A 14,071-nucleotide genomic window follows, 5' to 3' on the forward strand; every position below is an offset into this window, starting at 1 on the left:
GCCCGGGCGGCATCGCCCCTGACCGAGCGCCGGCGGTCCCGCCGCCACACCGCGGTGACCCGCCCCGCCGGGCGGCGGACGGCGGGTCCGCCCCCGGCGCGGCGGCGGGGGTGTCCATCCTTTGGTCTGGGAAGTCGGGTGAGTGAGCGTAACCATGTATGAGTGAGTGTCGTTGTTGGGGTGTGAATCTGACGGAGTGGGCGAAGACGCAGGGCGTGCATCCGCAGACCGCGTATCGCTGGTTCCGTGAGGGGACGTTGCCGGTACCGGCTCAGAGGGTCGGCCCGCGCACGATCCTGGTGAACATCGAGGCGAACACCGCGCCGGAAGCGGTCGGCGGTCTGGGACTGTATGCCCGCGTCTCCTCTCGTGATCAGAAGGAAGATCTGGAGCGCCAGGCAGCCCGGCTGACTCGCTGGGCCGCGACCACCGGCCGTCCGGTGGTCCGGGTGGAGTCGGAGATCGCCTCGGGAATGAACGGTGCCCGCACGAAGGTGAAGCGGCTGCTGGCCGATCCGGCGGTGACCACGGTTGTCGTGGAGCACAAGGACCGCCTCGGCCGGATGAACGTCGAACTCGTTGAGGCCGCCCTGTCCGCGACCGGGCGGCGTCTGGTCGTGCTGGACGAGGGCGAGGTCGAAGACGACCTCGTGCAGGACATCGTGGACGTGCTGACGTCGTTCTGCGCTCGCTTGTACGGGCGCCGGTCGGCGAAGAACCGCGCCAGGAAGGCGCTGGAGGCGGCTGAGCATGGCTGAGAGGAAGCAGCTCCGGCAGGTCGCCCGCCCGTTCGTCGCCGACGGGCCGTCCGGCGTTTCGATTCGGGACCGTCTCAAGGGCCTCACGCCCAAGGACGAGAAGGTGTTGCGGGCCGTCGGCGAGCACATGGGCCAACTCGCTTCCGCTGATCTGGCCCGGCGCTGCCGTGACGGCCCGGACCACTCCACCGACACGTGGGCCGCCCGGAAGCGGGAGCTGACCGCCGACTCTTCCTCACGGTGGGCAGGTTCGGTCACCTCCCACACCCACGACCAGTGCGGTCTTTCCCGCCGGGCCCAGCACCAGCACCTGGCGTCGCTGGACGCCGGTATCCGCACCCTGCGCCACCGCCTGTCCCTCCCGCTCGGCCAGAAGGGCAGCCGGGGCACGCCCGGCGGCTACCGCTCCCAGCACGAGTGGTTCGCCAAGACGCGCCGTCTGGCGATCCTCGAAGAGCGCTACGAGCAGGTACACGCCGAGCGGGAAGCCGGACGAGTGTCCGTCGTACGCGGCGGCCGTCGCCTCCTGAACCAGCGCCATAACCTCAACGCCGCCGGGAAGACGACCGAGCAGTGGCGTGCCGAGTGGGAAGCGGCCCGCTGGTTTCTGACCGCCGACGGCGAGTCCGGCAAGCGGTACGGGAATGAGACGATCCGCGTCACCCCGGACGGCGAAGTGTCGATCAGACTTCCCGCGCCGCTCGCCGGCCTGGCCAACGCCCGGCACAGCCGTTACGTGCTGGCCGCGAAGGTCTCGTTCCCGCACCGGGGCGAGGAGTGGCGCGACCGCGTCGCCCACAACAGAGCCGTGGCCTACCGCATCGACCTCGACACCACCTGTGCCCGCTGGTACCTGGACGCTTCCTGGACCCGCAAAGACCTGCCCGTGATCCCACTGGACACCCTGCGGGCCGGTGGCGTGATCGGCGTCGACACCAACGCCGATCACCTGGCCGCGTGGCGTCTGGACCAGTACGGCAACCCGACCGGTGCACCCCGGCGTTTCGACTACGACCTCAGCGGTTCGGCCGGCCACCGTGACGCCCAACTCCGGCACGCCCTCACCCGCCTCCTGCACTGGGCGCAGGCGTGCGCGGTCCAGGCCATCGCGATCGAGGACCTGGACTTCACCGACTCCACAACCCGCGAGAAGCACGGCCGCAAGAAGAAATTCCGGCAGCTCATCTCCGGCATCCCCACCGGCAAACTCCGCGCCCGGCTCCTGTCGCTGTGCGCGGAAGCCGGTATCGGCGTGATCGCCGTCGACCCCGCCTACACCTCCAGGTGGGGCGCGGAACACTGGCAGAAGCCGCTGACCAGCAAGAAACGACAGACTTCCCGACACGCCGCCGCCTCGGTGGCGATCGGTAGGCGCGCCCTCGGGCACGCGATCCGGCGACGGACGACACCGCCCCGCCAGCACCAGAGCGATGCCGGCGGGCATCGGACCGCCCAGGCCGGACCACGTGACCAGCGGCGTGAGGAACCCCGCCCCCACGTCCCCGGACCACGCACGCGATGTGTGCAGCCGGACGCGGCAGGAACGCGGGCGACCAGCGCATCCAAAACCGTTCGGAATGCGCCAGTTGGCCAGGTAAGGGTCCAAGACCCACTCCTGCTCACTGATTAGGAACGGTCAGAAGAGGCTGAGGAAGGCGTCGGTGGGGTCGGGTCCGGGGGCGCCGTCCTTGGGGAGGGAGAGTTCGAACCAGACGGTCTTGCCGCGGTGGGTGCGGCGCGATCCCCACGCCGCACTGAGCAGCTGGACGAGCTGCAGCCCTCGCCCGCCCTCGTCCGTGTCCCGCGCCCGCCGCCGCCGCGGCTGCACCAGCCCCGCGTCCCACACCTCGCACACCAGCGTCCGGTCCAGCAGCAGCCGCAGCCGTATGTCGCCCTCGCCGTACCGCAGCGCGTTGGTGACCAGCTCGCTGACCAGGAGCTCCGCCGTGTCGCCCAGTGCCTGAAGACCCCATCCGGCGAGCTGCTCCCGGGTGTGGTCGCGGGCCCGGCCCACGCTGCGCGCCTCCGCGGGGAATGTCCAGTCGCCCACCGAGTCCCGCGGCAGCCCCCGGATCCGGGCCATCAGCAGCGCGATGTCGTCCTCGCCGTGGTGGGTGTCCAGGGCGCCCAGCACCTGGTCGCAGACCTCCTCCAGCGGCCTGGTCGGATCGGTGATCGCGGCGACGAACGCTTCCAGACCGTCGTCCAGCGGCTGGTGCCGGGACTCGACCAGGCCGTCGGTGTAGAGGGCCAGCAGCGCCCCGTCGGGGAGCTCGACCTCGACCTCCTCGAACGGCTCGCCACCGACGCCCAGCGGCATCCCCGGCGGGACCTCCAGCATCACCCCGGGCCGGCCGGGTTCGACCACCACCGGCGGCAGGTGCCCGGCGTTGGCGAAGACGCAGCGCCGGGTGACCGAGTCGTAGACGGCGTACACGCAGGTCGCGAGGTAGACCTCGGCGGGATCCGCGCCCTCCGGCCGCCGCGCCGTGCGGCCGCCCTTCTGCGCGGGCAGGCCGGGTGAGCCGAGGCCGCGGGCGATCTCGTCGAGCGCCCCCAGCACCTCCGCCGGGCCGAGGTCGAGCAGCGCCAGCGTCCGGACGGCGGTGCGCAGTTCACCCATGGCGACGGCGGCCCGCAGGCCGCGCCCCATCACGTCGCCGACGACCAGGGCGGTGCGGTGGCCGGGGAGTTCGATGACGTCGAACCAGTCGCCGCCGACCTCGGCGGTGGAGCTGCCGGGCAGGTAGCGGCAGGCGATGTCCAGCCCGGCCGCCTCCGGGTCGCCGGGCGGCAGCAGGGAACGCTGCATGATCAGCGCCCGCTGGTGCTCGCGCCGGTAGAGGCGGGCGTTGTCGATGCAGACGGCGGCCCTGGAGGCCAGCTGCGCGGCCAGCGCCCGGTCCCGCTCGCCGAAGGGCTCGCTGCCGGTGACCCGGGCGAACTTCACCAGGCCGACCACGGTGTCGTGGGCGACCATCGGCACGGCCAGGGTGGAGAGGGTCCTGCGGTGGCCGCCGGCCGGCGGCACCAGCCTCGGCTCGGCGGTGCGCAGGGCGTCCGCGGCGGGCGAGTTGAACGGGTAGTGGTGCACCGTGCCCACCTCGTGGGGCGCGTCGTCGGCGGGGAACGCCAGGTCGGCGACCGCGCTGGCGAAGGCGACCCGGCGCAGCGCGGCGCTGCCGTCGGCCAGGCCCGGCGCGGCCTCGTCGCCGTCGAGCAGGGCCTCGTAGAGGTCCACGGTGGCGAGGTCGCAGAAGTGGGGGACGACGACGTCGAGCAGTTCCCGCGCGGTGGTCTGCAGGTCGAGGCTGTTGCCGATGCGGGCGCCGGCCTCGTTGAGCAGGTGCAGGTTGCGGCGGGCCGCGGCGGCCTCGCGGGCGGCCTCCTTGCGCGCGGTGACGTCTATGCCCAGCCAGGCGACGCCGAGCGGGCGGCCGCTGCCGCCGTGCACGCGGTACAGGTTGACCGACCAGTCGCGCGGCTGCCCGGCCTTGCCCGCGGTGCCGTTGACGTGCATGTCGGTGACGGAGTGACCGGTCTCCAGCACCTGGCGCAGCGCGGCCGAGACCCGTTCCGCCTCGGAGGCGGAGAGGTAGTCGTGGACGCCCCTGCCGAGGTGGTCCTCGGGGCGGCCGCCGAAGACGGCGGCGAAGCGCCGGTTGGCGCGCTGGATCCGCAGGTCGGTGTCGATCAGCAGGAAGCCGAACGGGGACTGACCGAAGATGGCCTGTGAGGCGGCCAGGTCGGCCTCGACCCCCTGGAGGGTGCGCACGTCGACCACCAGGCAGAGCGCGGCCCGCTCGCCCTCGCCGTTGCGGGTGGGCATGACGTGGATCTCGGCGAGCCCGTCGGCCCCCTCGCCGCCGTCCTCGCCGGGGCGGCGGTAGGGGACGACACCGGTCCACTCGCGCCCGTCGAGGATCTCGGCCATCTTCCGGCGGCCCCGGTCGCGCAGGGTGGGCGGCACGAAGGTCTCCACCGGGTCGCGGCCGAGGACCAGCCGTGCGGGGATGCCCAGCAGCCGTTCGGCGCGTCGGCTCCACTGGTCGACCAGGCCGTCCGGGCCGAGTGAGAAGGAGGCGATGCGCAGAGCGTCGTAAAGAGATCCGGGCGGCCCGCTCTGCCATGTCCCGCCGACCTCGGGGGCCTCGTCTCCCGGGCCCTTCGGTGGTATCCCGCCCACGCGAACCGTCCCCTCCAGCACACCCACCCGGGCCGGTCACCTCGGGCGGCTGCCCGCAGTATCCAGCACCGCGCCGCCGTGCGACACCGTCCTTCACTCCCCCGGTCTCCTAACCACCCATATCCCGCCCGAACCGTGTGCACGTCGTAACGGCATGAGAGGTCTCGAGCCCCGACCGGCACGCCGCCCTCACCCGGGCAGCGCCAGCTCGAACCACACCGCCTTCCCCGGGGGCCGGGCCGTACACCCCAGGCCCGCGCGCAGTACGCGAGCAGCACCAGCCCGCGGCCCCCCTCGTCCTCGGGCGCTACCCGGCCGCGGTGGCGCGGCGGCCGGGGCGACGCGTCGCCGACCTCGACGAGCAGGGTTCCCGGCCCGGTCTCCGGGGCGGCGATGCGCAGCTCGACCGGACCACCCCTGCCGTGGCGCACGGCGTTGGTGACCAGCTCGGTGACGAGCAGGGCCGCCGTGTCCCGCACGCCGTCCCGTCCCCACCGCCCCAGCCGCCCGGTCACCGCCGACCTCGCGGCCGGGACCGTGCGGGGCGACGCGGGGAAGGTCCACGCGGCGCGGTGCGTCTTCCGTGTATCGAGCACGTCGGCCGCCTCTCCGGGGACCGTGACCGCCTCGCCGGGCGATCCATGCCATATGGAGTCATACCCGCACAGACATGCGAGTACCGCGGGGCGGGTGGGATGCCCGGTGCGGGTGCGCCGCGGCGGCGAGGCGGTGTCGGTGGCGGTGGCGGTGGCGGTGGACGGACTTCCCGGGAAGCCGCGCCGGGCGGCGACGGCTCCCCGGGCATGGCACGCCGGGCGGCGGGGCGGCCGGGAGGGGGCCGGACGAAGGGGACCGCTACGCCGGACGGTGGCCGAGCGCCTGGCGGACCGCGGGCACGTCCTGGTCCAGCCAGTCGACGTCCCAGACCTCCTCGGGGCCCAGCCAGCGCAGTTCGTCGTGGTCCTGCAGGGGTTCGGGGGCCGGGGAGCCGGGTTCCAGGGCGGCGGTCCACACCCGCAGGACGTAGGGCTCGCGCAACGGCCACTCGCCGGGGACCCGCCCGACGGCGCGCGCGTGCACGCCCAGTTCCTCGCGCAGCTCGCGCACCAGCGCCTCCTCGGGCGCCTCGCCCTCCTCGACCTTCCCGCCGGGCAGCTCCCAGCGGCCTGCGAGTTCCGGGGGCGCGCTACGGCGCGCGGCGAGCAGCCGGCCCTCGTCGAACAGGGCGGCTCCGACCACGGTGATGCGTACCGTCATGCGCCGGAGCATAGGGGGAGCGGGTCAGGTGGTGCTGGACGGGCTGGGGTGGCCCGCCGAGTCGGCGGAGCTGATCCGCTCGACCCAGTAGAGCTGCTTGTGGCCGCGCGCGTCGAGGGTGTCGGCGATCTTCTGGGCCTCGGCGCGCGTGGCGTACTGGCCCACCCGGTAGCGGTTGCCGTTGTCGTCCTGGCGAATGACCTGCCAGGGCAGAGTGATCGTCCCGTCGTTCATCGCGCCTCTCCGAGTCCCGGCCTCATCGGTGAAACCGCTGTACGCATATGCCCGAGCGTACGCCCAACCTTCACGCAGCGAACACGACTTCGGACAAAGAGGCAGGCAACCGGCCATGCCGAGGGGGCGCACGCCCCCTCGGGGCGTGCGCCTGACCTTTACGCTCCTGTGCGACGGAACGACCCTCAGTCCCCCAGGTCGTCCGAAATCCGACGCCCGTGACAGCCCGCCCACCGCCGCCGGTAAGGGAGTTACCTCGCGAGTTACCGCACCGGAAGGTGGTAGGAGACGCGGTACCGGTCGGCCGGGACCACTACGTCCGCCGTCTCGACGGGCCGCCCGGAGGCGAAGAACGTCCGGCGGATCACCAGCACCACATGGCCGGGCACGCCGCCGAGTTCGAGCAGTTCCTCGGCCAGCCCGGGGCGGGCCGACACCTCCTCGGTGACGTTGTCGACCACGACGTCGATCCCGGCCATCCGGTCGACCACGCCCATCCCGCCCAGCGGGCCCTCCTCCGGCAGCATCACCGGCGTACGCCCGGTGAGGGCCAGGGGCTCCCAGGAGGTGGAGAGCATCATCGGCTCCCCGGCCTCCCGGAACACGTACCGGGTGCGCATCACCCGGTCGCCCGGCTCGATCCGCAGGCGCTCGGCGATCTCCGGATCGGCCTCCGCCTGCTCGCTGCGTGACTCCCAGGTGCCGCGCGCCTTCTCGTCGGCCTGCTCCTGGCGGAACGGACTCGCGCCCCCCGCCGGGCGGTAGCCCGAGCGCGCGACGGGACGCGGCACCGGGCGCTCGCGGACGTAGGTCCCGGACCCCGACCGGCCCTCGACCAGCCCTTCGGCCATCAGCACCTTGCGGGCCTCCAGCGCCACCGTGTCGGAGACGCCGTACTCCTCGCGGATCCGGGCCTGTGAGGGGAGACGGGTGTGCGGCGGGAGCGAACCGTCGACGATCTTCTTCCGGAGATCACCCGCGACGCGTAGATACGCCGGCTGCTCACCGAATGTCACTGGCCGCTCCGCTTCGATCGGGCTGTACAGGCAGCCACAGACTGGCAACCGTGGGTTGCTGCACGCAAGCGAGGGCCAGCGTTTCACCCGATGTGATGAACCACGGTTGACCAGGCTCTGTGCGGGCAAATCCTGCCCAGCCCGGGGCCGCTTCAGTCCCGTGGAAACACGGCCCTCACAGCGCCTCCGGCTGGGTGATCGAGCCGCCGTTCACCTGTGGCCGCTCCGTGGTGAGGCCCAGCCGCTCACGCAGCGGATACACGCTGGGCGTGCCGGTGCCCAGCCGGTTCGAGGCGTCCTCCCACCGGGTCGAGAAGGTCTCGGCGTCCTCGGCCCGGGAGAGCTCCCGCCATGCCTCGGCGGCGCGCTCGACCTCCCCGGCGAGGGACCGGGCGGACGGGGCCGCGTCGGCGGGCCAGCCCCGGGAGTCCAGCAGAGCGGCCATCTCCTCCAGTTCGCGGGCGACGTCGGCGGCCCACTCCGTGTTGCCGGCCAGGTCCTCCTCCGGGTGCCCGGCCGGCACCAGGTTCAGCGCGGTGCTGAGTTCGCCCGCCTCGCCGAGGTAGGCGAGCTGGTCGATGTCGAAGGCGTCCGCCGTCCGCCGCAGGGAACCCCGCAGCGGGTCCGCCCCCTGGTCGGGCCGGAACAGGCAGACGACCGACCGGGTGCCCGCGCGCCAGTCGTCCTCCAGCGGGTAGAAGTACGCGTAGGTGACGTCTCCGGGCAGCTCCCAGGGGTCCATGGCGTAGGTGGCCAGGCTCTCCAGGCACACCCTGGGGGCGGTCCTCGTCAGGCGGGCCTCACCGGGGTAGGGGCCCGGCTCGACGTCCAGACCCCCGAACACCTCCGCCTCGTGCGCCTGCTCGCAGGGGACCTCCGTGAACTCCGGGCCGGTGTCCGCGTACACGTACTCACGACGGTCGTATCCGGGGAAGCCGGGCTCGGCGAGGCATCCGCCGTACCGGAGGAGCTGCCACTCGGCGGGCGCCGCCGCCTTCCCGTCCTGCGGTCCGCCCCCCTGGACGAGGGCCACGGCCCCCGCGCCGCCGAGGAGGAGGGCGACGGCCCCGCCGGTGAGGTACCTCCGCCGCCACCGCTTCGCAGCGGGCCGCGGGGACGTGCCGGGGTCCGGCGAGGAAGGGGTGGTGTCCGGCGAGGAAGGGATGGGGTCCCCGGTCATGGCGCTGCGCTCCTGGAACGTCGGTCCGGTCAGGAGCGCAGCGTAGGTACCGCCCCGCACCGCATGTGCCTCGCCCCCGCCGCGGCTGACCACGACGGGGGCGAGGGGGACGGCACGGCGGGATCAGAGCGCGCCGACGCCCGCGACGTACTCCTCGTCCTCGGCGTCCGGGCGCTCGGTGGACAGGTCCAGCAGGCCGCGCAGGCCGACGGCGCTCCCGGTCTCGTCGGTGAGCGCCAGTTCGGCCTCGCCCCACTGGAGGTAGAAGTCGTCGGCGCTGTCGACGGCCGCCAGCTTCTCCCACTCGCCCTGGGCGGCGTCGACCTCGTCGGCGAGCTTTCCGGCGAGCTGGGCCGCCTGCGGGTCCCAGTCGTGGGCGCGTATCGCCCCGGAGAAGCCGGTGAGTTCCTCGGCGACCTTCGCCGCCCACTCCTGGTGGCCCTCCAGGTCGTCCTCGACCATGTCGAACGGTATGCGGGCCAGCGCGGTGTTGACCTCCGCGGCCGGCTCCAGGTAGGCCAGCTGCTCGGCGTCGAGGGAGTCCTTGTCCTGACGCAGCGGCACGGTCAGCGGCTCGGGCTCGGTGAGGGAGGCGAAGACGCAGACGACGGTGCGGTCGTCCAGCAGCGTCCAGTTCTCCTCCATCGGGAAGAAGTACGTGTAGTACGCGTGCTGGGAGACCTTCCACGCGTCGGGGCTGTAGGCGGCGACCTCCGCCGAGCACCGTTCGTCCGCGAGGTCGATCACCTCGTCCTCACCCGGGAATTCGCCCTCCGGCAGGTCGAACCGCGCGTACGCCTCGCCGTCGTGAGGGCCGTCGCAGGAGACCTCCTCGATGTCCAGGACCTCGTACTGCTCCAGGCCGGAGCTGCCCTCCGGCATGCCGGGCTCGTCGAAGCAGTCGCCCGGCTCGAGGCCCGCGGTGACGTTGGCCTCCCGGGCGCCCTCCTTGAAGCCCTCGCTGAACTCCCGCCCGAAGTCCTTCCAGAACCCGGTGAGCAGGGAGACGACCAGCAGGAGCGCGGACAGCGCGGACAGCACGATGCCGGCGATCGCCATGCCCTTGCCGCGCTGCCCCTTCTTCTTGATCTGGAAGAGGGCGATCACGCCGAAGAGCACGCCGAACAGCGGGACGCAGCACACGATGCCGAAGACCAGGGCGGTGATGGCGAGGCCGTTGTACAACGTCTGCGGGCCCGGTCCGCCGTAGGGCCCGGGCGGCGGGCCGTAGGGGTACGCGCCCGCGCCCTGCGGGCCGGGCGGCACGGGCGGCCCGAACCCTCCGGCGGGCGGCGCCGGGTACGGGGCGGCGGCCAGGGGGGCCGCGGGCGTCTGGGGAACGCTGCCCGGCTCCGGCGGCGCCCACGGGTCGCGGCCGTCGGCGGGCGGCGCCGGAGGGACGGGCGCGTCTGCGGGCGCGGGCGGGACGGCGGGCGCGGGCGGGACCTGGTCGGCCGGACCGGCCGGCGTCGCCGGGGCCGCGGGCGCCTCGGGCGCCGACGCGGCTTCGGGCTCCGCCGGGACCGCCGGCGGCTCCGTCGGCGGCGGAGGCGTCTTGTCGAAGGACACCGACGGGGGCGTCTGCGCGGTGGCGTCCGGGCCGCCGGCCTCGGGGGTGCCGGAGTTCGGCGGGGTGGGTGGTTCGGTGGCCACTGAGCTGTGCTCCTCGTGCGGTGGTGACTCGTGCGGTGGTGCGTGCGGTGGTGTGCGTGCGGTGCGCGGGACGCGCCGGGCGGCACGTGCGGCCCGCCGGACGCGGTCCGCGGCGCGGTGGGCGGCGGGACGCGGTGCGGGACGCCGGACGCGAGGAGCGCATGCTATTCGAACGGTTTTTCCCCTCGTACCGCAGCCCCCGGAACCCGTGCCGCCCCGGCGGGCGCACGGACGACCCCGCCCCCGTCACGACGGACGTGACGGGGGCGGGGCCGGGGGAGGAGGGGTGCACGACGGGCCTCTCGGGGAGTGGCCCGACGGTGCGTCAGAAGGTCAGGCCCCAGCTGTTGACGTAGCCGGTGTCGCCGGCGGCGTTGTCGCTGACCCGCAGCTTCCAGGTGCCGTTGGCGACCTCGGAGGAGGCGTTCACCGTGTAGGTGGTGTTGATGTTGTCCGTGGAGGAGCCGGTGCCGTACGCCTTCAGGGTGTAGGCCGAGCCGTCGGGGGCGATCAGCTGGACCTGGAGGTCACCGATGTAGGTGTGGACGATGTTGACCGGCACCTGGAGGGTGGCCGGCGCGTTGCCGGTCACGCCGCTCACGGTGATCGGGGACTCCACCGTGGTGTTGTCGCGGATCGTGTAGTCCGTGGCGTTGGTGAAGGACTTCCCGGGCGGCGGGGTGGTGCCGCCGGCGCCGACGTACAGCAGGCGGTTGGGCGAACCGGTGCCCGGGCTGGTGACCTTGCCGGAGACCGAGTTGGCGATCAGCGCGGAGGCGACCGCCGCCGGCGTGGCCGACGGGTTGTCGGCGAGGTAGAGGGCCGCGGCGCCCGCGACGTGCGGGGTGGCCATCGAGGTGCCGGAGATGGTGTTGGTCGCCGAGTCGCCGGTGTACCAGGCGGAGGTGATCGACGAGCCCGGGGCGAAGATGTCCAGGACCGAGCCGTAGTTGGAGTAGCTGGCGCGCGCGTCGGTGTTGGTGGTGGCGCCGACGGTGATGGCCTCGGTCACACGGGCCGGCGAACCGGTCGCGGTGACGGACTCGTTGCCCGCGGCGACCGCGAAGGTCACGCCCGCGGCGATGGCCCTGCGCACCGCGGCGTCCAGGGTGGTGGAGGCGCCGCCGCCGAGCGACATGTTGGCGACGGCGGGCTTGACCGCGTTGGCCGCGACCCAGTCGACGCCGTCGATCACGCCGGCGGTGGTGCCCTCGCCGTTGTTGTCCAGCACGCGGACGCCGACGACGGAGGCCTTCTTGGCCACACCGTAGGTGTTGCCCGCGATGGTGCCGGCGACGTGGGTGCCGTGGCCGTTGCCGTCCTGGGCGACGTTGTCGCCGTCCACCGCGTCGTAGCCGTTGCGGGCACGGCCGCCGAAGTCGCTGTGCGAGATGCGCACACCGGTGTCGATGACGTAGGCGGTGACGCCCTGGCCGGCCGTGTCGTCGTAGGTGTACGAGCTGTTCAGCGGCAGAGCGGTCTGGTCGATGCGGTCCAGGCCCCAGGTCGGGTTCGTCTGCGTCGCCTGGGTGGTGAACGTGCGGTTCTGCTCGACCAGGGCGACCGACGGGTCGGCGGCCAGCTTGGCGGCCTCGGCCTCGGTGGCCTCGATGGTGTAGCCGTTGACCGCCTTGCGGAAGGTCTTCTCGACCTCGGCGCCGTGCTTCTTGGCGATGCCCTTGCCCTTGGCCGACCCGGCCTTGGTGTCGGCCTTCAGGGTGACGATGTAGCTGCCCTCGACCGCGTTCTCCGCGTTCGCGTAGGCGATCGTGCCGGTGGCCTCGGCGGCGCTCGCGGGGAGCGCGGTGAACAGACCGCCGGTGAGGGCGGCCGCGGCCAGAGCGCTGACGCCGGCGAGCATTCTGCTGCGCGGGCTCCGTATCACTGCCATCTGAGGGTTCCTCCTGCGATAGGTGGAGCGCTGGTTCGGGGGCCGTCGCGCCCGCTGTGGCGGACGCAGCGGCGGCAGGTACATGCCAACCAGCGTCGTGAGACCTCGGCGACTCCGGATTGCCGCCAAGCCGAAAGATTGAATGGTCTACGCGGATTGCACAAGAGGTTCCACGCAGCCGTAACACCCGCGCCACAAACCGGCTCCGACCCAATCGCCACCAAACGACACACACACGCTCGGTAAACGAGACGAGCGTCACACCGCACACCGCGCGGGCGGACCACCGCCCGCCACGCGACCCCCGGCACTCCCCCTGACCAGGCACCACCCTTCCCCGCGGCCCGCCCGACCGCTTTCCGGACACCGGCCGGCCGACTTCACGCCATTCCCCCGATCCGCCGCCCCCGCCACACAGAGTCACTTTCACGCCATCCGCCCGCCCCGCCCGGAAGGCCCCCTTCCCGTTCCCGTTCGCCTCTTTCGCCCGCCCACCCTTGACCCCTGTGGTCCAGACCAATAGCGTCCGGCCATGCGTCTGCCTCGAAGACTCTTCTCCGCAGCGGGAGTTGTCACTTCCGCACTCGCTCTGGTCGTCGGGCTCGCCCCGGCATCGTCCGCCGCCCCCGACTCGGCCTCCACGGCCTCCTCGGCGGCCGGACGGCACACGCTCCGCCAGGTCGGCTACTTCACCCAGTGGGGCGTCTACGGCCGCGACTTCCAGGTCAAGGACGTCGACCTGAGCGGTCAGGGGGAGCGGCTGACCCACCTCAACTACGCGTTCGGCAACGTGAGTCCGCAGGGCGAGTGCCTGATGGGCAACATCCCCGGCGAGGCCGACGCCTGGGCGGACTACGTGCGTCCGCTGGAGGCCGCGGACTCGGTGGACGGCGTGGCCGACACCTGGGACCAGCCACTGGCGGGCAACTTCCTCCAGCTGAAGAAGCTGAAGGAGAAGCACCCCGGTCTCAAGGCGATGATCTCGCTGGGCGGTTGGTCCTGGTCCACCCACTTCTCCGACGCCGCGCTCACCGACGCCTCCCGCAAGCGCTTCGTCTCCTCCTGCATCGACCTCTACATCAAGGGCAACCTGCCCGCCGACAGCGGCCGGGGCGGCCCCGGCTCGGCGGCCGGCGTCTTCGACGGCATCGACCTCGACTGGGAGTGGCCCGGCTCGTCGGGTGACGTGGACACCACGTTCCGTCCGGAGGACCGGAAGAACTTCACCAAGCTGGTCGCGGAGTTCCGCAAGCAGCTCGACGCGCTGGGCAGGCGGCAGCACAAGCACTACGAGCTGTCGGCGTTCGTGCCCACCGCCGAGGCGAAGATCGACGCCGGCTTCGAGGTCCCGAAGATCATGAAGGATCTGGACTTCGTCACGCTCCAGGGCTACGACTTCCACGTCAGCGGGGAGCCCGTCGCCAACCAGCAGTCCGCGCTGTACGCGAGGAACGACTACAGCGTGCACGGCACCGTGCAGGCATGGCTCAAGCGCGGCGCGCCGGCCCGCAAGCTCGTGGTGGGCGTGCCCTTCTACGGCCAGGGCTGGACCGGTGTGACCGGCGGCGGCGACGGACTGGGGCAGCCGGCCACGGGCCCGGCCCCCGCCCTGTGGGCCAACGGCTACGCGGACTACAAGGAGCTCAAGGCCCTCGTCGCGTCCGGCTCCTGGACCGTCCACCGGGACAGGTCGGGCGGCCACGCGTGGATCTTCGACGGCACCACGCTGTGGACCTACGACGACCCGCGGGTCCTCGCCCGCAAGGCCGAGTACGTGAAGGACCGCGGCCTCGGCGGCGCGATGATCTGGTCGCTGGACGGCGACACCTCCGACGGCGAGCTGATCAAGGCGCTGGACGCCGGCCTGAACGGCTGACGCCGTGGGCGGGGCCGCCC

10 protein-coding genes and 1 pseudogene are annotated in these 14,071 nt (G+C 72.8%); 3 read left to right on the plus strand and 8 right to left on the minus strand.

Features of this window, described 5'->3' with window-relative positions:
- Positions 1 to 182 precede the first annotated feature (182 nt).
- Entirely contained in the window at positions 183 to 758 is a 576-nt protein-coding gene (locus GBN72_RS10510) for an IS607 family transposase (protein ID WP_151771437.1), read from the plus strand.
- Positions 751 to 2,388: a transposase gene (locus GBN72_RS10515; protein ID WP_151771438.1), complete on the plus strand. Its 1,638-nt coding sequence runs from the start codon at positions 751 to 753 to the stop codon at positions 2,386 to 2,388. Before GBN72_RS10510 ends, GBN72_RS10515 begins: the two co-directional genes overlap by 8 nt.
- Before the next feature lie 6 nt (positions 2,389 to 2,394).
- Here GBN72_RS10515 and GBN72_RS10520 read toward each other — a convergent pair whose 3' ends face one another.
- The 8 genes and pseudogenes from GBN72_RS10520 to GBN72_RS10555 form a co-directional block, all read right to left on the minus strand.
- Complete coding sequence (locus tag GBN72_RS10520) at positions 2,395 to 4,944, minus strand: SpoIIE family protein phosphatase (protein WP_246212406.1); 2,550 nt, start codon at positions 4,942 to 4,944, stop codon at positions 2,395 to 2,397.
- Positions 4,945 to 5,261: 317 nt separating this feature from the next.
- Positions 5,262 to 5,540: pseudogene (locus GBN72_RS10525) on the minus strand (ATP-binding protein); the annotation flags it as partial.
- A 259-nt stretch (positions 5,541 to 5,799) separates the two neighbouring features.
- The gene (locus GBN72_RS10530) at positions 5,800 to 6,201 is read right to left on the minus strand and encodes a (deoxy)nucleoside triphosphate pyrophosphohydrolase (RefSeq protein ID WP_151771439.1); all 402 of its coding nucleotides are present in this window, start codon (positions 6,199 to 6,201) and stop codon (positions 5,800 to 5,802) included.
- A gap of 24 nt (positions 6,202 to 6,225) precedes the next feature.
- Positions 6,226 to 6,435 carry an SPOR domain-containing protein gene (locus GBN72_RS10535; RefSeq protein WP_151771440.1) on the minus strand — a complete coding sequence of 70 codons (210 nt, stop codon included), beginning with the start codon at positions 6,433 to 6,435 and terminating at the stop codon, positions 6,226 to 6,228.
- Positions 6,436 to 6,698: 263 nt separating this feature from the next.
- On the minus strand, positions 6,699 to 7,451 hold the full coding sequence (locus GBN72_RS10540) for a GntR family transcriptional regulator (protein ID WP_151771441.1): 753 nt from the start codon (positions 7,449 to 7,451) through the stop codon (positions 6,699 to 6,701).
- A gap of 175 nt (positions 7,452 to 7,626) precedes the next feature.
- Positions 7,627 to 8,631 carry a septum formation family protein gene (locus GBN72_RS10545; protein ID WP_151771442.1) on the minus strand — a complete coding sequence of 335 codons (1,005 nt, stop codon included), beginning with the start codon at positions 8,629 to 8,631 and terminating at the stop codon, positions 7,627 to 7,629.
- 123 nt (positions 8,632 to 8,754) lie between these two features.
- Positions 8,755 to 10,284: a DUF4190 domain-containing protein gene (locus GBN72_RS10550; RefSeq protein ID WP_151771443.1), complete on the minus strand. Its 1,530-nt coding sequence runs from the start codon at positions 10,282 to 10,284 to the stop codon at positions 8,755 to 8,757.
- Between the two features lie 325 nt (positions 10,285 to 10,609).
- Positions 10,610 to 12,175, minus strand: coding sequence for a S8 family peptidase (locus tag GBN72_RS10555; RefSeq protein ID WP_151771444.1), 1,566 nt, complete (start codon positions 12,173 to 12,175; stop codon positions 10,610 to 10,612).
- A 538-nt stretch (positions 12,176 to 12,713) separates the two neighbouring features.
- Between GBN72_RS10555 and GBN72_RS10560 the strand changes: the two genes are divergently transcribed.
- Positions 12,714 to 14,051, plus strand: coding sequence for a glycoside hydrolase family 18 protein (locus tag GBN72_RS10560; protein ID WP_439959763.1), 1,338 nt, complete (start codon positions 12,714 to 12,716; stop codon positions 14,049 to 14,051).
- The last annotated feature ends 20 nt before the right edge of the window (positions 14,052 to 14,071 follow it).

Origin of the sequence: Streptomyces abyssomicinicus, from assembly GCF_008974245.1 — a bacterium.
GTDB lineage: Bacteria > Actinomycetota > Actinomycetes > Streptomycetales > Streptomycetaceae > Streptomyces > Streptomyces abyssomicinicus.